At 62.8% G+C, this 22,218-nt stretch carries 21 protein-coding genes; 7 read left to right on the top strand and 14 right to left on the bottom strand.

What is annotated here, in order from left to right; all coding sequences use genetic code 11:
• Positions 1 to 73 precede the first annotated feature (73 nt).
• The 3 genes from ACKPCU_RS03005 to ACKPCU_RS02995 are packed head-to-tail and all read left to right on the top strand — an operon-like array spanning position 74 to position 3,475.
• Positions 74 to 2,035 carry an LTA synthase family protein gene (locus ACKPCU_RS03005; protein WP_321349798.1) on the top strand — a complete coding sequence of 654 codons (1,962 nt, stop codon included), beginning with the start codon at positions 74 to 76 and terminating at the stop codon, positions 2,033 to 2,035.
• Entirely contained in the window at positions 2,032 to 2,775 is a 744-nt protein-coding gene (locus ACKPCU_RS03000; RefSeq protein ID WP_321349796.1) for a phosphatase PAP2 family protein, read from the top strand. Before ACKPCU_RS03005 ends, ACKPCU_RS03000 begins: the two co-directional genes overlap by 4 nt.
• On the top strand, positions 2,762 to 3,475 hold the full coding sequence (locus tag ACKPCU_RS02995; RefSeq protein WP_321349795.1) for a dual specificity protein phosphatase family protein: 714 nt from the start codon (positions 2,762 to 2,764) through the stop codon (positions 3,473 to 3,475). Before ACKPCU_RS03000 ends, ACKPCU_RS02995 begins: the two co-directional genes overlap by 14 nt.
• Before the next feature lie 4 nt (positions 3,476 to 3,479).
• Here the strand turns inward: ACKPCU_RS02995 and lepB are convergent, their stop codons facing one another.
• Entirely contained in the window at positions 3,480 to 4,340 is an 861-nt protein-coding gene (gene lepB, locus ACKPCU_RS02990) for a signal peptidase I (protein ID WP_321349793.1), read from the bottom strand.
• Between lepB and ACKPCU_RS02985 the strand changes: the two genes are divergently transcribed.
• Entirely contained in the window at positions 4,334 to 4,543 is a 210-nt protein-coding gene (locus ACKPCU_RS02985) for an SDR family oxidoreductase (protein ID WP_407651794.1), read from the top strand. The two genes, lepB and ACKPCU_RS02985, sit on opposite strands and share 7 nt — an antisense overlap.
• A gap of 3 nt (positions 4,544 to 4,546) precedes the next feature.
• Here the strand turns inward: ACKPCU_RS02985 and ACKPCU_RS02980 are convergent, their stop codons facing one another.
• The 4 genes from ACKPCU_RS02980 to ACKPCU_RS02965 form a co-directional block, all read right to left on the bottom strand.
• Positions 4,547 to 4,891, bottom strand: coding sequence for a DoxX-like family protein (locus ACKPCU_RS02980; protein WP_321349790.1), 345 nt, complete (start codon positions 4,889 to 4,891; stop codon positions 4,547 to 4,549).
• A gap of 37 nt (positions 4,892 to 4,928) precedes the next feature.
• Positions 4,929 to 5,336 carry a thiol-disulfide oxidoreductase DCC family protein gene (locus ACKPCU_RS02975; protein WP_321349788.1) on the bottom strand — a complete coding sequence of 136 codons (408 nt, stop codon included), beginning with the start codon at positions 5,334 to 5,336 and terminating at the stop codon, positions 4,929 to 4,931.
• Between the two features lie 13 nt (positions 5,337 to 5,349).
• Positions 5,350 to 5,802, bottom strand: coding sequence for an RDD family protein (locus ACKPCU_RS02970; protein WP_104736638.1), 453 nt, complete (start codon positions 5,800 to 5,802; stop codon positions 5,350 to 5,352).
• Positions 5,803 to 5,897: 95 nt separating this feature from the next.
• Positions 5,898 to 6,704, bottom strand: coding sequence for an AraC family transcriptional regulator (locus ACKPCU_RS02965; RefSeq protein ID WP_321349784.1), 807 nt, complete (start codon positions 6,702 to 6,704; stop codon positions 5,898 to 5,900).
• A 260-nt stretch (positions 6,705 to 6,964) separates the two neighbouring features.
• On the opposite strand from ACKPCU_RS02965, the gene ACKPCU_RS02960 reads away from it, so the two are divergent.
• Entirely contained in the window at positions 6,965 to 8,638 is a 1,674-nt protein-coding gene (locus tag ACKPCU_RS02960; protein WP_321349782.1) for a 2-isopropylmalate synthase, read from the top strand.
• Between the two features lie 15 nt (positions 8,639 to 8,653).
• Here the strand turns inward: ACKPCU_RS02960 and ACKPCU_RS02955 are convergent, their stop codons facing one another.
• From ACKPCU_RS02955 to uvrD, 5 genes are all read right to left on the bottom strand, one after another.
• Positions 8,654 to 9,136 carry a GNAT family N-acetyltransferase gene (locus tag ACKPCU_RS02955; RefSeq protein ID WP_321349780.1) on the bottom strand — a complete coding sequence of 161 codons (483 nt, stop codon included), beginning with the start codon at positions 9,134 to 9,136 and terminating at the stop codon, positions 8,654 to 8,656.
• A gap of 36 nt (positions 9,137 to 9,172) precedes the next feature.
• Positions 9,173 to 9,574, bottom strand: coding sequence for an MAPEG family protein (locus tag ACKPCU_RS02950; protein ID WP_104736642.1), 402 nt, complete (start codon positions 9,572 to 9,574; stop codon positions 9,173 to 9,175).
• Positions 9,575 to 9,600: 26 nt separating this feature from the next.
• Positions 9,601 to 10,278 carry a lipopolysaccharide kinase InaA family protein gene (locus ACKPCU_RS02945; RefSeq protein WP_104736831.1) on the bottom strand — a complete coding sequence of 226 codons (678 nt, stop codon included), beginning with the start codon at positions 10,276 to 10,278 and terminating at the stop codon, positions 9,601 to 9,603.
• Positions 10,279 to 10,523: 245 nt separating this feature from the next.
• A complete protein-coding gene (locus ACKPCU_RS02940) occupies positions 10,524 to 11,624 on the bottom strand; it encodes a TRAP transporter substrate-binding protein (protein WP_104736643.1) in 1,101 nt (366 codons plus the stop codon).
• A 165-nt stretch (positions 11,625 to 11,789) separates the two neighbouring features.
• Complete coding sequence (uvrD, locus tag ACKPCU_RS02935) at positions 11,790 to 13,964, bottom strand: DNA helicase II (RefSeq protein WP_321349775.1); 2,175 nt, start codon at positions 13,962 to 13,964, stop codon at positions 11,790 to 11,792.
• A 207-nt stretch (positions 13,965 to 14,171) separates the two neighbouring features.
• Between uvrD and ACKPCU_RS02930 the strand changes: the two genes are divergently transcribed.
• Positions 14,172 to 17,039 (top strand): putative bifunctional diguanylate cyclase/phosphodiesterase, encoded by a 2,868-nt coding sequence (locus ACKPCU_RS02930; RefSeq protein WP_321349773.1) that lies wholly within the window; start codon positions 14,172 to 14,174, stop codon positions 17,037 to 17,039.
• A gap of 6 nt (positions 17,040 to 17,045) precedes the next feature.
• On the opposite strand, the gene zwf is transcribed toward ACKPCU_RS02930, so the two are convergent.
• Positions 17,046 to 18,485 carry a glucose-6-phosphate dehydrogenase gene (zwf, locus tag ACKPCU_RS02925; protein WP_321351721.1) on the bottom strand — a complete coding sequence of 480 codons (1,440 nt, stop codon included), beginning with the start codon at positions 18,483 to 18,485 and terminating at the stop codon, positions 17,046 to 17,048.
• 162 nt (positions 18,486 to 18,647) lie between these two features.
• Between zwf and hexR the strand changes: the two genes are divergently transcribed.
• Positions 18,648 to 19,517, top strand: coding sequence for a transcriptional regulator HexR (gene hexR, locus ACKPCU_RS02920; RefSeq protein WP_104736647.1), 870 nt, complete (start codon positions 18,648 to 18,650; stop codon positions 19,515 to 19,517).
• On the opposite strand, the gene arsJ is transcribed toward hexR, so the two are convergent.
• From arsJ to ACKPCU_RS02905, 3 genes are all read right to left on the bottom strand, one after another.
• Complete coding sequence (gene arsJ / locus ACKPCU_RS02915) at positions 19,492 to 20,724, bottom strand: organoarsenical effux MFS transporter ArsJ (RefSeq protein WP_407651846.1); 1,233 nt, start codon at positions 20,722 to 20,724, stop codon at positions 19,492 to 19,494. The two genes, hexR and arsJ, sit on opposite strands and share 26 nt — an antisense overlap.
• The gene (locus tag ACKPCU_RS02910) at positions 20,724 to 21,731 is read right to left on the bottom strand and encodes an ArsJ-associated glyceraldehyde-3-phosphate dehydrogenase (protein WP_321349770.1); all 1,008 of its coding nucleotides are present in this window, start codon (positions 21,729 to 21,731) and stop codon (positions 20,724 to 20,726) included. Before ACKPCU_RS02910 ends, arsJ begins: the two co-directional genes overlap by 1 nt.
• 70 nt (positions 21,732 to 21,801) lie before the next feature.
• A complete protein-coding gene (locus ACKPCU_RS02905; RefSeq protein ID WP_321351719.1) occupies positions 21,802 to 22,158 on the bottom strand; it encodes a metalloregulator ArsR/SmtB family transcription factor in 357 nt (118 codons plus the stop codon).
• Positions 22,159 to 22,218 lie beyond the last annotated feature (60 nt).

The raw sequence follows: 22,218 nt of genomic DNA, 5'->3' as shown, positions 1-22,218 counted from the left end.
CACAGCGCGTTGACGCAGCGCCGACAGCAAGATCACCACACTGCGACGGTCGATTTCAACCATGGACCGTCACATGCCCCTGCTCAAATCCGCCCAGGCCCGTTTCCTAGGCTTGCTCGCCACCCTCTGGCTCGGTGTTTTCGTTGTCACCCGTTCGATCCTGCTGCTGACCCACCTGGGCGAAGCGCAACTCAGCGCCGGCGGTGTGCTGCGCCTGTACGGCGAAGGAATGATCTACGACCTGACCTTCCTGCTCTACGCCCTCGCGCCACTGGCACTGTACCTGCTGCTGTGTCCGGCCTGGCTCTGGCGCAAGCGCTGGCACCTGCGCCTGCTGCAGGTAGCCATGACCTTCGGCGTTTTCCTGATGCTGTTCACCGCGGTCGCCGAATGGCTGTTCTGGGACGAGTTCGGGGTGCGCTTCAACTTCATCGCGGTCGACTATCTGGTCTACTCCGACGAGGTGATCAACAACATCCTCGAGTCCTACCCGGTCTATCCGCTGCTGGCAGCGCTGACAGTCATCGCCGTGATCACCACCGCGCTGCTGCAACCACGGGTTCGCCGCATCGCTGCAGCGCCCTTGCTGAGCTGGCCGGAACGCGGCATCAGCCTGGCAGGCGCAGTTACGGCCGTCGCCCTGAGCATTCTGGTGGTCGGTCAGGACTTCCCGCGCAGCAGCGGCGGCAACGCCTATCAGCACGAACTGGCCAGCAACGGCCCGTACCAGTTCTTCGCCGCCTTCCGTAACAACGAACTGGACTACACCCAGTTCTACCCGCAACTGCCCGAAACGACCGCCGCCACCACCCTGCGTGATGAGGTCAGTGAAGCCAATGCCCGCTTTGTCGACACCGACCCGATGGGCGTTCGCCGGCAGATCGACAACCCCGGCCAGCCGCGCAAGCTGAACCTGATTTTGGTCACCGTCGAGAGCCTCAGCGCCAAGTACATGGGCAGCGAAGGCGATGCGCGCAATCTGACCCCTAACCTCGACGCCCTGCGCCAGCAGAGCCTCTACTTCAACCAGTTCTACGCCACCGGCACCCGCACCACCCGCGGCCTGGAAGCCATCACCCTGTCGATCCCGCCGACCCCCGGACGCTCGATCGTCAAGCGCATCGGCCGCGAAACCGGGTTTGCCAGTCTTGGCCAGCAACTCGGCGCGCAGGGCTACGACAGCGTGTTTGTCTACGGTGGCCGCGGCTACTTCGACAACATGAACGCCTTCTTCGCCGGCAACGGCTACCGGGTAGTCGATCAGGCCAGCGTGCCTGACGAGGAAGTCACCTTCACCAACGCCTGGGGTATGAGCGACGAAGACCTCTACAACCAGACCCTGAAGCTGGCCGACGCCGATGCCGCCGCGGGCAAGCCGTTCCTGCTGCAGCTGATGACCACCTCCAACCACCGCCCCTACAGCTATCCGGAAGGCCGCATCGACATCCCGTCCGGCACCGGCCGCGAAGGCGCGGTGAAATACACCGACTACGCCATCGGCCAGTTCCTCGCGCAGGCGCGTGAGAAACCCTGGTTCAAGGACACCGTCTTCGTGTTCGTTGCCGACCACACCGCCGGCAGCGCCGGCAAGGAAGACCTGCCGGTGCACAACTACCACATCCCACTGTTCGTCTACGCCCCAGGCCTGATCGACGCCCGCGAGGACAGCCGCGTGGCCAGCCAGATCGATCTGGCACCGACGCTGATGGGCCTGCTGAACATGGATTACACCTCGACTTTCTTCGGCCATAACCTGCTGCGCCCGGATACCGGCCCGGGACGGGCGCTGATCGGTAACTACCAGCATCTGGGTCTGTTTGACGGTCAGGATCTGGCGATCCTCAGCCCGCGCGGCCTGATCCGCCGGCACGACGACGCCATGGGACTGAGCGTGGAAAAGGCGGCGCAGGCAACTGATCCGCTGGTCCGCCGCGCCATTGCCTACTACGAAGGCGCCAGTTACGACTACGGCCACCGACTGCTGGCCTGGCAGCCCTCCAGCAGCCACCCGGTCCGTCAGGTCAGCCAGCGATGAGCAGCCCTGCGCGGGTGTCGCGCCCCTTTCCTGTTGGTCGCTGGCTGCTGATTCCGGCTGCAGTCATGGCGCTGATGCTGATGTTTGACACCAGCGCGCTGGATTTCTGGTTCTCCGACCTGTTCTACGTACCGGGCGACGGCTTCGTCGGTCGCCACAGCTTCTTCCTCGAAGACATCCTGCACGACCGGGTCAAGCAGGCGGTGATTGTCATCGGCGTACTGGCGATCATCGGGTTTGTGCTCAGCCTGCTGCCGACCCGGCTGAGGCGCTGGCGGCCGGAACTGGGCTATCTGGTGCTGTCGCTGGCCCTGGCTACCAGCCTGGTCACCCCGCTCAAGCAGCTGACCAACGTGCCCTGCCCCTGGAGTCTGGTGCAATACGGCGGCACGGAGATTCACACGCCGCTGCTATCAGTCCGCCCCGACAGCAACAAACCCGGACGCTGCTGGCCCGGCGGTCATGCCTCTTCCGGCTTCTCGCTGCTGGCCTTGTTCTTTGCCCTGCGTGACCGCTTTCCGCGGGCCGCCCGCGGCGCCCTGATCGGCGCACTGGCGCTCGGCACCGTGCTGTCACTCGGGCGCACCATGCAGGGCGCACATTTCCTCTCGCACAACGTCTGGACCCTGTTGTTCGACTGGTGCATCTGCCTGCTCTGTTACCGGCTACTGCTGTATCGGCCAGCCGTCGCAGCGCGTAACGTCAGCCAGGCTGGGGAGTTCCGTCATGAAGCCGCGTAATCTGTTGCTCGTGACCGGCCTGCCGCTGGCACTGCTGGGTGTCATCGCGCTGGCCCGACCCGACGTCCTGCGCAGCGACCACGTCGACATGCCGGCACCCACCCTCAGCGCCGGACAGGCGCGTCCGGCCAACTGGGCTGCCCCGATTGATCCGCAGCTGCGTCTGTATCGCATGGCACCCAACCTGTATCGCAGCGCCCTGCCGGACAGCGGGAACCTGTCGACGCTGCAGGCGCAAGGTATCCATACCGTGATCAATTTCTACCAGCGCAACGACGACTGGCTCGACGGCAGCGAGCTGACCGCCATCCACGAACCACTGCACGCCGACCGGGTAACCGACACCGACGTGATCCGCGTGCTGCGCGCGATCCGCGCCGGCCAGCAACAGGGTGGTGTGCTGATCCACTGCAAGCACGGCCAGAACCGCACCGGGCTGATGGCCGCCATGTACCGCATGGTGTTCGACGGCTGGAGCCGCGAACAGGCGCTGGCCGAGATGCTCGAAGGCGGCTTCGGCGACGGAGAGCTGATGACCGATGCGGTCGGCTACCTGAATCGGGTCGACGTGGAGGCCGTGCGCACGGCGATGGATGAGGGCCGCTGCAGCACCCAGGCGCTGGCACTGTGTCAGGTCAGCGACTGGTGGCGCCGCCAGACAGGTGAGATTGACCAGCGGGTAGCGCAACTGGAAGACTGAGCCGTCAGGGCGTGGATGCTGCCGGGTCTGTCTTGTTCACCAGCCAGACCATCTCGCCCACCACCCGCTCGGCCAACACCGATCCCCAGTAACGGCTATCGTTGGAATTGTCGCGATTGTCACCCAGAAAGAAGTAGTGCCCTTGCGGCACCTTGAATGTCTGGATCGGCTGCGGCGCAGCGGCGTCCAGTTGCTGAATCCGGTAGGACTGGCCGCCATTTCGCTCACGGTAAATCCGTATCCCCTCGCTGTCCGACAGCAGCTCCCGGGGCAGACGCTCGCCGTTGATGACGACGCCGTCCGGGGTCAGCGCGATCACATCACCGGGCAGTGCCATCAACCGCTTCACATACAGCACATCGTGTCCGGGAGGATAGAACACGTAAATCTGACCGCGCTGCAGGCGCGCCGTATCAAGCTGATCGCTACCGGGCAAGGTGAAACCGAACAGGCTGCGATGGGCAAAGCCCCGCTTCTGCGCAACAAACAGATTCCCCTCCATCAGCGTCGGGCGCATCGAGGCAGACGGCACCTGATAGGGCTCATAGAGGAAGGTCCGCGCACCCAAAATACTCACCATCACCGCGAGATAGAGGCCAACCGCCACACTGGCATGATTGAACCAGCGGCGCGGCGTCTGCGGGTCGTAACGCCTCGCAATCATCAGCGCGTGCAGCGGGCAGATCAGGCTGAACAGCAAGGTCAACGCCAGCTCGTAATACCAGTCGATTCCCGCGGTCACCAGCGAGACCAGCAGGTAACCCCAGAACAGGCGGGGCCGGTTGACATAGAGAAACACAAACGGCTGCAGCACGATGCCAAGCAGCACCGTCAGCCAGAGACGGGGTTTCCACGGTGATGACACAACCTCTCCTTGCGCTAGAGACCCGAGCAGGCCATGCCTTGATTGACCATCGCTTTGTTTCAAGGTTGCAGCCGGCGGCGATAAGCCCACTGGAACGTTTGGGTGAATCGGCCGATATCGCTGGCACCGTCGCATTCCTGTGCAGCAAGGACGGTGGCTGGGTCAACGGTCAGGAGCTACGCGCCAACGGCGGTTTTACCTGAACGTCAGCTGTCTGCAGTGCGCTCCAGATGGCATATCAGCAGGCAAAGCAGCAAGACCGGCAGATTGGTCGACACCGGATTGAACGCCTCGATCAACAGCATCGGGGCGAACAAGGCAACGTAGCCAAGCAAGCCGACCAGCCCGAACCCGGCGGCGACTACCGGCCAGCGGCCGAACCAGCCAGACAGAATAAGCAAACCGAGCAACACCTCAGCCGCTCCGGCCAGCGGCGAAATCACCTGTGCGTTCAGGCCCAGACCTGCCGCCTCGACCATCTGCACTTCGACCGGGCTGAGAAACAGCAGCTTGGGCACCAGGCCGTGGTAGATGAAAACAAACGCCAGCATCCAGCGACACCAGCGTGCCACCCTCAACGAGTCCTGCCTACTCATCGACAAAGCGCCCTGCGTGGTCGGCCGCCGGCAAGCGACACAGTTCATAACGACCAAACAGCCGGTAACGATTCAGCGCAATACGGTCATAGAGCCAATCGCGCAGCGGGCGCGGGATCAGCCGAAACAGGCACAGTCCGCGCCACGGCCAGCCGAGCCGAGCCATGACAACAAAGAACGCCGCACTTTTTCCGAAGCAGCGTTCGCCATCAACCACCAGCATGGTTTCAAAGGTATCGGTGGGATAGCCGTGTCGTGCCAACAGTCGCTGTCCGGCCGGTGACTGCACGCTGCAGAGCCGAAACCGGTGATCAATATCGTGCTCGATAATGAAGTTGGCCCAAGCGCTGCACAGTTTGCACACACCGTCGAACAGGATCACGGGTGTTGGCTCGTCCATCTGTGCGCCTGCCCTATTCCCGGCCTGCGAAGCGCACTGGCTCACGAGGCTCGACAATCACCACGCTGCCGGCAATCTTGTCGTGCCAGCCCTGCTTGCGAGCATCGAAGGCCACCCAGAGAAAACCCAGGCAGAGCGGCAGCGCCGACACAAAGTAACCGACATAGCGCAGGATACATTGGCCCAGCGGCAACGGCTCACCGGTACGCGCATCGACCACCCGCAAACGCAGCAGCATCTTGCCCGGTGTACCGAGAAAGCGGCGCCAGAACCAGAGGGTGGCGATAAAGGGCACAACGTAGCTGAGCAACACATCCCAAAAGCCGTGCACCAGGGTTTCATCGACCCAGTAGCTTTCACCGTAGATCAGCGCCAGCGGCACCATCAGCACCACGCCGAAAACCACAGAATCAATCAGGGTAGCGCCGAAACGCAGCCAGAAACCGGCGTATTGGGGTTCACTCATGGTCAGTCCTTTGGGCAAATGAAAATTCCCGAAAGCATATCAGGCCCGACTCGCAAAATGTGCGCTGCGCTGGCGGGACTGAACACGCCGTTGGGTTACAACACCGATCTGCTCGCGGTAAATGCCGAGGGTGGCTGCCCGAACTGCTTGCGAAACGCCGTAGTGTAAGCACTATGGCTATCGTAGCCGCTGGCAAGTGCAACTTGGGTGATTGGCACGCCCTGCAGCAACGGCGTCAGCGACGACATCAGACGCAACTGCTGACGCCACCTGCCAAAGGTCATGCCGGTAGACTGCTGGAAGCGCCGGTGGAATGTCTTGATGCCGACTGCCAGTCTGTCGGCCCACACGGCAGCAGTGCCGGTATCGCCCGGATTGTCCACTAGCGCCTGACACACCTGCTGAATCGGGTTGGCGGCTCCGCCCGTCGGCCACGGCAGGTGCAGCGGCAGAACGGGCTGCGCATGCAACTCCTCAACCAGCAGCTCACCCAGCAGCGCCATCCGCCTGTCGCCGACAGCCGCGTTATCGGCTCGGGTCAGCGCCATGATCAGCTCACGCAGCAAACCCGAGACATGCACCACGCAGTCGGCCGCTGGCAAACGCGCGCACACATCCTCCCGCACGAACAACCCGTGAGCCTGCAACGCGACCGGAACCACCAGCCGGTGCTGCACACCCGCCCGCAACCAGACCGCCGCCGTGGGCGGCACCAGCCACTGCCCGCTTTCGGCTTCCACCCGCAGCAGTCCGCGGTCGGCATAGATCAGGTGCCCCTGCGGGTGCTGGTGTGCAGGTACGACATGGCCCGCAGGGTAGCGAACAGCCACGCCAGATACCGGCCAGGTATCGGCACTCGGATCAAGTGCATGACCACCGTATTCAGGAGAGTGAAAGCCCATGCCCAGCCGATATGTCCATATGGATAAAAAATCTGTCTATTTTTATGTAGATAGACAAATGCCGCAAGCCTAGCATCAGTGACACATCCATTGGGGCTATTCACCCGGTTAGTGCGCGCGTTTGCCCAACGGCAGCTACCGCTGATGGTCGCATGATCGTGCGTGTCGTGACCCGCCCTCAATTCACCTGACCCGGCCATTATCTGCGTGAGCCAGACAACGGGAATCAGGCAGATAACAATTTCGCTGGAGTGCTGTTCATGTTGACCGACCCTTCCCGGAAATACCACGCGGCCTCTCAGGTCGATCTCAGCGACCGCCAATGGCCGTCACGGACCATGACGCAAGCGCCGATCTGGCTGTCCACCGACTTGCGCGACGGCAACCAGGCGCTGTTTGAACCGATGAACCGTGAACGCAAGTTACGTCTGTTCGATACCCTGGTGCGCATCGGGTTCAAGGAAATAGAGCTGGGCTTTCCCGCCGCATCAAGCACGGATTTCGCGATCGTTCGCACCCTCATCGACACGAATCAGATCCCTGATGACGTCACTCCGATGGTCATGACTCAATTGCGCGAAGACCTGATCACCGACACTGTGCGCAGCGTCGCAGGTGCCCGCCGGGTCATCGTTCATCTCTACAACGCAGTGGCCCCCGTCTGGCGCGAGGTCGTGTTCGGCATGAGCGTGCCACAGATCATCGCCATGGTTGAGCACCATATCGCCCTGTTCAAACGGCTGACGGCGGCCCACCCCGAAACCGAGTGGGTATTGCAATATTCGCCGGAGACCTTCTGCATGGCTGAGCTTGAGGTGTCACTCGCCGTCTGCAACGCCGCCATCCGCGCCTGGGACGCCGGGCCACAACGCCGGATGATCATCAATCTGCCGACTACCGTGGAAGTCGCCACCCCCAATGTGTTCGCCGATCAGGTCGAGTGGATGGACCGGCGGCTGGAGCGACGCGAGCACATAACCCTGTCGGTGCACCCTCACAACGACCGGGGCACCGGCGTCGCCTGCGCCGAACAGGCGATACTGGCGGGCGCGCAGCGGGTCGAAGGGTGTCTGTTTGGCAACGGTGAGCGCAGCGGCAATGTCGATCTGGTAACGCTGGCACTGAATCTGTACACCCAGGGCATCGCGCCAGACCTGGATTTTTCCGACATTGCGGCGATTGCCCGGGTGGCCGAAGAGTGCACCGCACTGCCGATTCATCCGCGCCACCCCTACGTTGGCGACCTGGTGTTCACCGCATTCTCCGGTTCGCATCAGGATGCCATCGCCAAGGGCTTTGCTGCGCAGAAGCCCGACGCGCCCTGGCGCGTGCCTTACCTGCCGATTGACCCAAAAGACCTGGGCCGCACCTACGACAGCATCGTGCGCGTCAACAGCCAGTCGGGAAAAGGCGGTATTGCCTTTCTGCTGCAGCGCGACAACGGCATCAGCATGCCACGCCGCATGCAGGTCGAGTTCAGTTCGATCGTTCAGGCACAGGCCGACGCCAGCGAAACGGAGCTGGCCAGCGAGCAGATCTGGGAGCTCTTCGAGCGAACCTACCTTGCCCCGACCCGGGAGCAGTCGCCCTTCATCTATCGCAGCCATCGCCTGTTCGAGCACGCGGACGGCCAAGGCATTGCCCTGGAGCTGGCTGACGCGGATGGTGCCCTCAAGGCTTTGTCGGGGTCAGGCAACGGGCCCATTGCTGCAACGGTCGCGGCACTGGGGCTGCCGCTGCGCATCGACAGCTACGAGGAGCGCAGCCTGGGAGCAGGGTCGGATGCTGCGGCAGTAGCGATCGTAGAGGCCGCCATGCCGAATGTCCCCGGCTCGCGTTTTGGCGTCGGCCGGCACGCGAATATCACCACTGCCTCGGTTCTGGCGGTACTGAGTGCGGCGGCCCGGTTCTCCGACACCCCGGCAGCCAGTTGATCAGGACGCTGCACCTCAGCCGTGCGGCAGCGCCTCTGTGGAACCCGCAATGGCCTTGGCGTAGTGGAAAAACGCATCATCGCGAACCCAGCCAGTCGACTCATAGAGCTGCTGCGCCGATGTATTAGTAACCGCCGTCGCCAATTCCATCCGCACCGCGCCATGCGCCTGTGCCTGCTGGCCGGCCGCCGCCAGCAACAACTCGGCCACGCCCTGACGACGGTAATCGGCAGCCACGAACAGATCGTAGAGAATGCAGATCGGCGCCATATCCACCGAGCAGAAAGTCGGGTACAGCTGGCAGAAGCCGGCCAGCTCCCCCCCAGTGGTCTGCGCCATCAGTACGATGGATTCACCACGCTGCAAACGGGCACGCAGATAGGCGGTTGCGCCGGCGGGGTCTGTCGGTTGTTCATAGAACTGGCGATACAGGTCGAACAGCACGCCAACCTGCTCGGCGTCAGCGGCGGTTGCCAGAGAAATACGGAAAGAAGTCATAGGCCAAAGCCTCGTTGATCGTTTGGAGGTGGGCCCTCAGAGTGTTGCACCAAGCAACCAGCCCCACATCAGCAACACAGCCAGAAAGTTGATGGTAAACACCAAACCACGCAGCCGAATATTACCCGTCAGTATTTGGACAAAACTGTGAACGACGCGCCCCGCCACAAAGATCCAGGCTAGCAGCACTAGGCCAGGATCTACCTTGCCCGTCTGCAGCAGTAACACACAACAGACGTAAAACAGCAGCGGCCATTCAAACTGATTGGACAGGTTGGCGCTGACCCGTGGCTCCCAGGCGGCCCGGCGAGCCAGCCTGCCGGAGCGGGTATCCAGCCCCCAGATCGTCGGCGCCCGCAGCACAGTCAGGGCAACATACAGCAGTGCTGTCCAGCCGACGTGGAACACCATGGGATATAACAACGCACTCGAGTCCATCACTTGCCTTCCCTGCCAGTCCTGACTCAGACCTGCTTTGGCTTCACCGGCGTTTTGCGACCGAGCAGTTGCTCGCTGGGGGCAATTGTGGCGACCCGACGGTAATCATCCAGCATCTGAAACCAGTCCGCCTGAGGCATGCCGTCACGGTGGCGATACAGCTGCGTCAGATCATGACGTACCGCCGCACTGCGGCGCCAGCGCCGGCGACTTTTCTCCAGGTCCAGCAGGGCCACTTCGACCCCATGGCTATGCACCCGAATGAACACATGCTTGGCATACAGGCAGCCATGCTGGAGCCCATGAGCATGGGCTCGGCTCAGCGTAGCGGCCAGTTCACGCAGCATGTGCCGATGTACCGCAGCGCCATGACGCACTGGCGCGTCGCTGGCGTACCACTGATCAAGGCTGACGTAACCACTCAGTGCTTGTGTCACCAGCAACCCCTGCCACTGCCCCTGCACCTTGCGCACCGCAGAGAATACCGTTTCCGGCACCCGAACCCCGGCAGCGCGATAGGCTGCCAGTGCTCGCGCTTCGCGCGCCACCGTAGGGCGCCCGAGTGGATAGCGCACGGAACGACTGAGATGACCGACCTGTCGTTTCAGATAAAGAAGAGAGTCGTTGCCGATAGTCAGGCGCTGTACGCCACTATTGCCATCGCGACGCTGATTGGGGGCTTCAACCCAGTCGCCCTGTTGCATCCACCAGTAGGCGAAATCACCCTGTGGGTAGTGCCGTTCTGCCTGCTTCAAATGGAAACCTCGCTGCCAATACGCTCTGCTGTCCCGTGCGGTGCAAGGACTGCGCCAGAGGTTTGGCTGATCTTGTTATTATCGGGCAGAGTGCCAGTAGCGAAGACATTAGACGGCATCCAGCGAGGTGGTCAACCCGCGAGGGCAGTCGAAGGACAAGCAAAGTGCCCCGCAGGAGTGCGGGGCGGGGCCGTTCAGGTGCGCAGATCGTACATCGCCTTTTCACTGATCGCGTGCCAGGCCTGGATCTTCTCGCGGAACGCCTGCATGGAATCCCACACTTCGCGGTTCAGCGGATCCATCGCGGCGGTCTCTTCCAGCACATCAGCACTGATGTCGCGCAATCGGTCCAGCACCGAGTCCGGCAGCCGACGTAGCTGAACATCATATTCGTCGATCAGGGTGTGCAGCGCGTCGGCATTACGGCGGCCATACTCATCCAGCATGGCCTGATTGGTTGAACGGGCAGCCTCGATGACGATACTGCGCAGGTCATCCGGCAACTCTGCCAGCTTCTGCTTGTTGATGGTCAGCTCCAGCACCGCACAGGGTTCCTGCCAACCCGGGTAGTAATAGAACTTGGCCGCTTTGTGCAAACCAAAGGCCAGATCGTTGTAGGGACTGACCCAGTCGGTGGCGTCGATCACGCCGGTCTGCAGCGAGGTAAAGATTTCGCTGCCAGGCAGGTTGACCGTAGTCGCGCCAGCACGCGACAGCACCTCGCCGCCGAAGCCCGGCATACGGATTTTCAGGCCCTGCAGGTCGTCCAGGCTATTGATTTCCTTATTGAACCAGCCGGCCATCTGCACGCCGGTATTGCCGCACGGCAGCGGCACCACGCCGAGCGGGTCATAGGCCTTCTGCCACAGCTCCAGCCCGCCGCCTTCATATAGCCAGGCGTTCATTTCCTGGGCGTTCATGCCGAACGGCACAGCGGTAAAGAACGGCGCCGCGGCACTCTTGCCCTTCCAATAATAGGCTGCGCTGTGACCCAGTTCAGCGGTGCCGCCAGAAACGGCGTCAAACACTTCAAGCGCCGGAACCAGGGTGCCAGCGGCGAACACCTGAATGGTCAGACGGTCGTTGGACAGCCGCGCCACAGTGTCAGCAAAGTGCTGGGCGGTGGTACCCAGACCAGGAAAGTTCTCCGGCCAGGAGGTCACCATCTTCCAGCGAAAGCGCTGCTCTGCCGGCGCTGCCGCAGTGCCGGCAGCTGCACTGTCATCCTTGCAGCCAGCCAGCGCCGCAGCCCCCAGGCCCAGACCTGCGGCCGTCAACAATTCACGTCTATCCATTCTTTTAGCTCCAAGCTGTAAGCGGCAAGCTACAAGCTGTCCGCGTCTGATTTTGTACTGAATCCCCAAGCGCCGACAGCCGCTCTAACACTCTCACTTCGCACAATGCCTCACGCACGCCCAGACCGCTTGCCGCTTATAGCTTGAAGCTTGCAGCTCCAAGCGCTAAAGCGCCTGTAGCTTGGCATACGCCACCATCAGCCACTTGCTGCCTTCATCATCAAAATTGACCTGAATCCGTGCCTGCGCGCCATGGCCTTCGTAGTTGAGCACTACCCCTTCACCGAACAGGGCGTGTTCGACGCGCTGGCCGAGGGCAAAACCGGTGCTTTCGGTCGCTTCACTGGAGAACAGGTTGCCCTTGGCCGGACCAAAGGGTCGACTGACCTGACTGCCAAGACGTACTTCACGAATCAGTTCCGGCGGAATTTCACGGACAAAGCGCGACACCTTGTTGAAGGTTTCACTGCCGTACAGTCGGCGGGTCTCCGCCCAGGTGATCACCAGTTGCTGCATCGCCCGGGTAATACCCACATAGGCCAGTCGGCGCTCCTCCTCCAGCCGGCCCGGATCTTCCAGGCTCATCTTGTGCGGGAACAACCCCTCTTCTACCCCGGCCAGAAATACCAGCGGGAATTCCAGACCCTTGGCGCTGTGCAGGGTCATCAGCTGGACGCTGTCTTCAAAGCGGTCAGCCTGGGTTTCACCCGCTTCCAGCGAGGCGTGGGCAAGGAAGGCCAGCAGCACGTCGCCTTCCTCTTCCTCGTCGGCCATGTCGTTCTCGAAACCGCGCGCGGCCGACACCAGCTCTTCCAGGTTCTCGACCCGCGCCTGCGCCTTGTCGCCCTTTTCCTGCTCATGGAAGCGCAGCAGACCACTGTGCTCGATGGCGACCTGCGCCTGACTATAGAGCGGCAGCCCCTCGGCGCGCTCGGCCATTTCCTCGATCAGTACCAAAAAGCCCTGCACCGCGTTGGCCGCCCGGCCCGGCAACCCCTTGTTGTCGATCAGATCGCAGGCGGCCTGCCACATGGAGACATCTCGCTCGCGCGCTTGCTGGCGCAGCAGCTCGACCGTCTTGTCGCCGATACCGCGGGTCGGCAGATTGATAATGCGCTCCAGCGCACCGTCGTCGCCGCGGTTGGCCATCAGCCGCAGGTAGGCCATAGCGTTCTTGATCTCGGCACGTTCGAAGAAGCGCTGGCCGCCGTAGATACGGTAGGGAATACCGCTGCGCAGCAGCGCCTCCTCCAGCACCCGCGACTGGGCGTTGGAGCGATAGAGAATGGCCATCTCGCTGCGCGCCAACCCGTCGCGAATGCCCTGCTCGATTCGTTCGACGATAAAGCGCGCTTCATCCTGCTCGTTGAAGCCAGCGTAGAGGGCAATCGGCTCACCTTCGTTGCCGTCGGTCCACAGCTCCTTACCGAGTCGGCCCGAGTTATTGCCGATCAGCGCGTTGGCGGCCTGGAGGATGGTCGCGGTGGAGCGGTAGTTCTGCTCCAGGCGAATCATTTCGGCATTCGGGTAATCGGTCTGGAACTGCTGGATGTTTTCAATCCGCGCACCGCGCCAGCCGTAGATTGACTGGTCATCGTCACCAACCACCATCAAGCTTGGCGTCTTGCCGGCCAGATGCCGCAACCAGGCGTACTGCACCGCGTTGGTATCCTGGAACTCGTCGACCAGAATGTGCTTGAAGCGGGCCCGATACTGCTCGCGCAAGGTCTGGTTATCACGCCACAATTCCAGCGAGCGCAGCAGCAGCTCGGCAAAATCAACCACGCCAGCCCGGCTGCAGGCCTGCTCGTAGGCTTCGTAGATGCGCACCATGGTGCTCATGTACAGATCACCGGCTGGCTGGATGTGCTGCGGGCGCAGACCTTCGTCCTTCTGCGCGTTGATCCACCACTGGGCCTGCTTGGGCGCCCACTGGTTCTCGTCCAGCCCCAACTCACGGATGACCCGCTTGACCAGCCGCTGCTGATCGTCGCTGTCGAGAATCTGGAACTGTTCGGCCAGCCCGGCCTCACGCCAGTGCGCTCGCAACAATCGATGTGCCAGGCCGTGGAAGGTGCCGACCCACATGCCCTGCGGCGCAATGCCGAGCAGTTGCTCGATCCGCGCGCGCATCTCATAGGCGGCCTTGTTGGTAAAGGTGACGGAAAGAATGCTCCAGGGTGAGGCCTGTTCGACCTGGACCAGCCAGGCGATACGGTGAACCAGCACCCGGGTCTTACCGGAGCCGGCACCGGCCAGCACCAGCTGCTGGCCGACTGAGGCGGTCACAGCCTGACGTTGAGCATCATTGAGAGAATTAAGCAGGTGGGAGATATCCATCGCGGCATTCTAACAGCCCGTTGTCCTGCGCCGGAAGCCACGCAGCCATGCCCCGGACCAGACGCCTCGGATGTGATATTTTGCGGCTGAGGGACTGTGCCGCAGGACAGGGCTGGTGTAAGGTGAAGAGCCTGATTCGACTGTAACACCCGACGTAAAACGCATGATAACAATAACAATCACGGGCCAACGGAGCGCAAAACAGCCATGACTGGCAGCCGAGCCGCGTTCAGCCCTATCTCGCAAAGCGATCTGCGCCTGCCGCAGATGGACCAGCTGTATGCCCGATCGCGGTTACCGCAATGGCTACTGCTGTTCACCGCGCTGCTGGTCACGCCCCTCGTCTGGAACCAGGCGTCCGCATTCCACCTGTTCAGCTGGCTGGGTGCCCTCGCCCTGCTGGCGGTGCTGCGCCAGATGCTGGTTCGTCGCTACTGGCAAACCCCCTCCCAGGACCGCCTGCGCCGGCGCTGGAGCTTCTTCTTCCACCTTGGCAACCTGGCATCGGGCCTATGCCTGAGCTGGGTCTACATTGCGCTGACACCGCTCGACAGCTTTGCCCAGCAAGCGCTGACGTACAGCATTGCCGGAGGCGTCAGCCTGTGCGTAGGCGTGCTCTACGCTACCCGTTTCAGTGCTTTTATCTCGTTCCTGCTGCCTGCCTGGTTACCCCCGCTGGCCTGGCTGTTGCACGACGGCAGCGCCAGCAGCAAAGGCTGGGCAACGATGGGGATGCTGCTGTTTTTCTTCATCGTACTGACCGCCGTACTGATCCACCGCATCATGCGGCAAGCGATGATCAGTAACCTGCGCAATGAAAGCCTGCTGGCCAATCTGGGCAGTGCCCACCAGCGTACCGAAGAACTCAACCAGCAACTGACCCGCGAGATCATGCAGCGCCGACAGGCAGAACAGTCGCTGCGTGACAGCCATATCGCACTGGAAGAGCGGGTCCGGCAACGAACCGCCGAGTTGGAAGCAGCCACCCACAACCTGCGCGCCAGCGAAGCTCAGTTGAGTCTGGCCATGGAGGCGAGTCAGTTGGGCCTGTGGGACTGGGACCTGACGACCGACAAGGTCTACCACTCGCGCCTCAAACCGCTGTTCGGCATGCCTGAAGATGCGGTGCCGAGCATGCTGGAAGACCTGCGGCCACTGGTTCATCCAGCCGACCTGACGATGGTCCGCAAGACCCTCGTCCAGCATATGAAGAACAAGACCCACGCCTACCGCATGGAGTACCGGGTACGCCATGCCGATGGTCACTGGCTCTGGGTCGAAGACAGCGGCCGGGCAGTCGAGCGCGACGCCAGCGGTCGGGTTCTGCGGATGATCGGTACCCGCCGCGACATCAGCGCCCGCAAGCTGCAGGATGAACAGGCCCAGCTGTCGGCGACCGTGTTTGAGGCTTCCAGCGAGGGCATCTTCATCCTCAGCCCGGCGCTGGATATTCTCGCGGTAAACCAGGCCTACAGCGTCATCACCGGCTTGCAGCAACAGGACGCCGTGGGCCGCAACATGCTGGAGCTGAGTGGTTCGGACGAGCTGCGTCAGCAATTCCTGCACCTGCAGAGCATGCTCAACAACAAGGATCGCTGGCAGGGTGAAATGACCGCCCGCCGCCGCAGTGGTGAGTCTTTCCCGATTTGGCTGCAAGTCACCGTGGTACGTAACCCGGCGGCGCAGATCACCCACTACGTCGGGTTCTTCGCCGACCTGACCACCCATCGGCAAACCGAGGAGCAGCTGCAGTATCTGACCAATTACGACCCGCTCACCCAACTGGCCAACCGCCGCCGCTTCAGTGAGAACCTGCAGGAGGCGACCGCCCGCGCACGCCAGAGCGACAGCCAGCTGGCGCTGCTGCATATTGATCTGGACCGCTTCAAGCACATCAACGTGACCCTGGGCCATGCCGTCGCCGATGCCCTGCTCCAAGAGGTCGCCCACCGTCTCAGCGCCCTGCTCGGCGACGAACACGGCCTGGCGCGGCTGTCCGCCGACGAGTTCGTCGTCATCGTCGAGCACGCCAACTGCAGCGAAACGCTGGGCACGCTGGCCGACCATATCCTTGAGCGCCTGCGCGAACCCATGCTGATCGCCGATCACGAACTGGTGGTCACCGCCTCCATCGGTATCAGCCTGTTCCCGGCAACCGCACGCGACAGCCTGCAGCTGATTACCCAGGCCAACCAGGCCATGCAGCACGCCAAGCACCTTGGCGGCAACCGGCTGCAGTTCTATACACCGCAGCTGCGCGCCTACAGCCTCGACCGTCTGCAACTGGAAAACCAGCTGCGCAAGGCAATCGAGGAACAGCAGCTAATTGTCTATTTCCAGCCGAAGCTACACCTGGCCAGCGACTGCATCCGCAGCGCCGAGGCCCTAGTACGCTGGCAGCACCCGACACGTGGGCTGATAATGCCCGGTGAATTCATCAGTATTGCCGAGGAAACCGGGCTGATCGTCGCCCTTGGTGAACAGGTGCTGAACGCGGCCTGTGCCCAGGCCAGCCACTGGTGCCATCATGGGCCAGCCTCGGTCATCGTATCGGTCAACCTGTCGGTTCAGCAGCTGCGACAGGAGGGCTTTGCCAGCCGCGTCCGGCAAACCCTGCAACGCCACAATCTGCCGGCCCGCCTGCTGGAGCTGGAGCTGACCGAGAGCATGCTGGCCGAGCACAGCGAGGCGATTGTCGACAACATCAACGAGCTGCAGGCACTGGGTGTCAGCCTCTCGGTCGATGACTTCGGTACCGGTTACTCGTCGCTGGCCTACCTCAAGCGCTTCCCGATCAGCACCCTGAAGATCGACCGGGCCTTCATCGCGGCGCTTAACGACGCGCCCGGCGATGACGCCATTGTCCGTGCGGTGATCGCGATGGCCCACAGCCTGTCGCTGCAGGTCGTGGCGGAAGGCGTAGAGACCGAAGCCCAGCTGCAGTTCCTCAAGGAAAACGGTTGCGACGACGTTCAGGGCTATCTGATCAGCCGACCGATCAACGCCGAGGCTTTTTCCGCCCTGCTCGAGCAGAACCAGCCTCCCCGCGACCTGCTCGATACACTCGGCCGCTAACGCAGCCTAGCGCTGATCCAGCCAGCGGTGACCACGCCGCTCGAGCAGGCTGTCGGCGGCTTCCGGCCCCCAGCTACCTGCGGGATAACGCTTGGGGGAGCGGTAGCAGTCACGCCAGCCGTCAATGATCGGATCGACCCAGCGCCAGGCTGCGCCGATCTCGTCACGCCGCATGAACAGGGTCGCGTCCCCTTCGATGACATCCAGCAGCAGCCGCTCGTAGGCGTCCCAGCGCCGGCGGGTAAAGGCCTCGTCGAAATTCAGGTCCAATTCCACTTGCTGCAGGCCCATACCGCGACCGGGCGACTTGGCCATCAGCGACAGGCGGATTCCCTCGTCCGGTTGCAGACTGATGATCAACCGGTTGTTTTCCGGGCTGTCGCCGTGGTGCGGGAACAGCTTGTGCGGCACCGGCTTGAACTGGATGACGATCTCGGACTTGCGTTGCGCCATACACTTGCCGGTGCGCAGGTAAAAAGGCACACCGGCCCAGCGCCAGTTGTCGATCTCGGCCTGCAGGGCGACAAAGGTCTCGGTGTTGCTGTCGTGGTCGACACTCTTTTCAAAGTAGTAGGCCGGCAGCCGCTCACCAGCGTGCTCACCGGCAGCGTACTGACCGCGCACGGTGCGATCCTGCACGTCCATGCCGGTGATCGGCCGCAGCGCCTCCAGAATCTTCAGCTTCTCGTTGCGCACCGCCTCAGGCTCGAAATGCACCGGCGCTTCCATGGCCACCAGACAGAGCAGCTGCAGCAGATGGTTCTGCACCATGTCGCGCATCGCCCCGGCGCGGTCGTAGTAGTCGCCGCGGTTTTCCACGCCGACGCTCTCCAGCACGCTGATCTGCACATGATCAATGTGCGCGTTGCGCCACAACGGCTCGAACAGCGCGTTGCCGAAACGCAGCGCCAGCAGGTTCTGCACCGCTTCCTTGCCGAGGTAGTGATCAATACGGAATACCCGCGACTCATCAAACACCTGACCGATCTGCTCATTAATCCGGGTCGCGGTCTGCAAGCTTTCACCCAGCGGTTTTTCCAGCACCACACGGGCGTGCTCGTCGGTCAGGCCGACGGCGGCCAGATGCTGCACGGTAGGCGCAAACAGGCTGGGCAGGGTCGCCAGATAGAACACCCGGACCCGCCCGGTGCCCGGCTTAAGGACCTTGGTCAGACGGGGAAAGGCAACCCGCTGGCTGACATCCAGCGAGAGGTAGTCAAGGCGTTCGGCAAATAGCTCCCAGACGCTATGATCAAAGTCACGGCGCGGGACATGCTGGCCAACGTGGCGCTTGACCAGCTTGCGATAGCTCTCAAGGCTGTGCTGGGCACGGGCCAGCGCCAGGATGCGGGTGTCCGGGTGCAGATGACCATCGCGATGCAGGTAATAGAGCGCTGGCAACAGCTTGCGCATGGCCAGGTCACCGGTGCCGCCAAACACCACCATGTCACAACTGATTCCCGCCCGAGCCACGTCAAATCCTCCTGCGCGCCACACCCCGGCCGTTTTTGTAGTATAACTACAAGCGCTACTACACCACGGGTGTTCGAACCATCCCAGATACGGCAGCTTCGCTGCCACTCATTCGCTGCCAGACATGATGCCATCATGAACATGCTCCAGCACATCGCTGCCAACCGCGACCAGCTCAGAAAGTCGGAGCTGAAGGTCGCCGATTTTGTTATGGCGCAGGCCGCGCAGGTGATGCACTCATCGATGGCCGACCTGTCGCAGCAGGTCGGTGTCAGCGAGCCCACCATCGTACGCTTCTGCCGCGCGATTGGCTGCAGCGGATTTCAGGATCTCAAGCTGAAACTGGCCCAGAGTCTGGCTGCCGGTGCCAGCTTCGGTCAGTTCTCGATCAGCGAGGACGACAGCGTGGATGCGCTGTCGCACAAGATCTTCGACACCACCTTGGCGACCCTGATGGACGTGCGCGAACGCCTCGACCCGAACGCCATCGAACAGGCCATCAGCGCACTGACCCACGCCCGCCGCGTCGAGTTCTACGGGTTTGGTGCATCCGGCGCCGTCGCCAGCGATGCTCAGCACAAGTTCTTCCGCCTGCTGGTATCCACCGCCGCCTATTCCGACCCGCACATGCAGGCCATGTCTGCCGTGACGCTGGGGCCGGAGGATGTGGCGGTGGCGATCTCGCAAACCGGCCGCACCAAGGACCTGCTGCACTCGGCCAGCCTGGTGGTGGAAACCGGCGCGACCCTGATCAGCCTGTGCCCGAGCCGCACGCCGCTGGCCGAACTGGGGCAGGTGCACATTCCGATCGACGTGCCGGAAGACACCGACATCTACACCCCGCTGTCCTCGCGCATCGCCCATCTGGTGGTCATTGATGTGCTGGCGATGGGCATGGCCATGCGCCGCGGCCCCGAGCTGGTCAACCACCTCAAGAGCGTCAAGCGCAGCCTGCGCGGCCTGCGCCTGTCGAACAAGGCTAGTCGCAGCGAGCTGGGCGAGTAGCCGCCTCAGGCAGCGCCAGCGAGACCAGCCCAGCGGTCAGCACCAGCACCGCCGACAGCCAGAGGCAGGTCACTAGCCCGTACTGCAGATAGATCCAGCCGGACAACAAGGTGCCAAGTAACCGCCCCGCTGCGTTGGACATGTAGTAAAACCCCACATCCAGCGACACCGCATCGCGCGCAGCCCAGGATACGATCAGGTAACTGTGCAGCGCCGAATTCAGCGCAAACACCACGCCGAACACCAGCAAGCCGCCGAGCAGCACCCAACGCGACTGATCATCCAGCATCAGGCCCAGCGCAATCAGCGCCGGCACCACCGCCAGCGCCAGCGCCCAACCTGCCGCTGCGCGCCCGCCCGGCTGGCGACCACGGCGTCGCCCGGTCAAGGCCGGTGCGCGGGCCTGCACCACGCCGTAACCGATCACCCAGAGCGCCATAAAGGCGCCCACCGACCAGACATCCCAGCCGAATACCGCCGACAGATAGACCGGCAGGGCGACCACAAACCAGATATCGCGCGAGGCAAACAGGCACAGCCGAGCGGCGGACAGCAGGTTGATCGAGCGGCTCTTGGACAGCAGATCACGAAACTTGGGCTTGGCTCGGGCGCGGCCCAGATCCCGGCGCAGCAGCCGCAGGCTGAGCAGCCAGACCAACGCCAGCGCGATAGCCATCGCCAGCACCGCACCCCGGAACCCGAGCAGCGCCAGCAGCCCCGCGCCGAGGAAGAAGCCAACGCCCTTGAGCGCGTTCTTCGAGCCGGTCAGCAGTGCCACCCAACGGTACAGCGCGCCCTGCTGCTCGTCCGGCAGTAGCAGCTTGACCGCGCTCTTGGCGCTCATCTTGTTCAGATCCTTGGCGATGCCCGACAACGCCTGCGCCGCCATCACCCAGCCCACCGTCAGCCAGCCGGTCGGCACCGCCAGCATGCCGAGCGCCAGCACCTGCAATGCCAGGCCGATGTTCATGGTGCGGTTCAAGCCAATGCGCGCGCCAAGCCAGCCGCCGAGCAGGTTGGTCACCACACCGAAGACCTCGTAGAACAGGAACAGCCCGGCGATCTGCAGCGGGCTGTAGCCCAACTGGTGGAAGTGCAACACTACCAGCATGCGCAACGCGCCGTCGGTCAGGGTAAAGCTCCAGTAGTTGCCGGTGACCACCAGATACTGCCGAACCTCCGCCGGCAGCCGCATCAATCGCTCAATCAAGCTTCAGCCTGCCCCACCTTGCGCGCGAGTTCCACCAAGCGGTTGCTGTAACCCCACTCGTTGTCGTACCAGCTGTAGAGCTTCACCTGGGTGCCGTTGATCACCATGGTGCTGAGCGCGTCGATGATCGAGGAACGCGGATCGGTACGGTAGTCGATCGACACCAGCGGCCGCTCCTCGTAACCGAGAATCCCCGCCAGCGGGCCCTCGGCGGCGGCCTTGAACAGCGCGTTGACCTCCTCGACCGTGGTCGCACGTTCGACCTCGAACACACAATCAGTCAGCGAGGCGTTGGCCAGCGGCACCCGCACGGCATGGCCATTCAGTTTGCCGCGCAGCTCCGGGAAGATTTCAGCAATCGCGGTCGCCGAGCCGGTGCTGGTCGGGATCAGGCTCATGCCGCAGGCACGGGCGCGGCGCAGATCCTTGTGCGGCTGATCAAGAATGCTCTGGGTGTTGGTCAGGTCGTGAATGGTGGTGATCGAGCCGTGACGAATGCCCAGCGCCTCGTGGATCACCTTGACCACCGGGGCCAGGCAGTTGGTGGTGCAGGAGGCGGCGGTCACGATCGGATGTGTTGCCGGATCGAACAGCTGATCGTTGACGCCCAGCACAATATTCAGCACGCCCGGCTCCTTGACCGGCGCGCTCACCACCACCCGCCGTACACCCTGGTCCAGATAGGGCTGCAGCGCGGTGCTGGTCTTGTTGGCGCCGCTGGCCTCGATCACCAGATCGCAACCAGACCAGTCGGTATCGGCAATCGCCCGGTTGCGGGTCAGCGGTACTCGACGGCCGGCAATGACAATCGCATCACCATCGGCCTGTGCCTCGTGCTGCCAGCGGCCATGCACCGAGTCGAAGTTGAGCAGATGGGCGTGGGTTGCCGGGTCCCCGCCCGGGTCGTTGATCTGCACGAACTCCAGTTCCGGCCAGTCCCAGGCAGCGCGCAGCGCCAGTTTGCCGATGCGGCCAAAGCCATTGATGCCTACCTTTATGCTCATAATGCGTACCTCCGATTGGCCCGCTCGGGTTGCGGCGGATCCTTGTTCTCAGAATAGCCCCTGCCGCGCCTCAATTGCGCGCCGACGGCTGGCAACAGGCGGCACCGCTGCCAGCCAAACGCGCGCGCTCGGCCTCCAGCCAGCACGGCTGGCTGTGCGCCGCCTGCCTGAGCACCTCGCTCGCCCAGACGGGCAAATCCGGGTGCAGCCGGTAATAGACCCACTGCCCGCGCCGCTCGCCCGCCAGCAGATGTAGTTTGCGCAGCAGCGCCAGATGCCTGGATATCTTCGGTTGTGACAGGGCCAACGCGTCGGTCAGCTCGCAGACGCACAGTTCCGGGCTGTCGACCAGCAGCGCGCAGATGCGGGCGCGGGTGTCATCGGCCAGCGCCTTGAACAGCGCCGGCGGCGTCAGAGGGTCACTCAACATAAAATTCACTTGTGCAATCAGCCTGGGGGCAATATATATGAAATACCGTATATACGG

This window comes from Halopseudomonas oceani, assembly GCF_963677335.1.
GTDB lineage: Bacteria > Pseudomonadota > Gammaproteobacteria > Pseudomonadales > Pseudomonadaceae > Halopseudomonas > Halopseudomonas oceani.
Note: the sequence above shows the minus strand (reverse complement) of the source record. Positions and strands in the feature narration are given on the sequence as shown.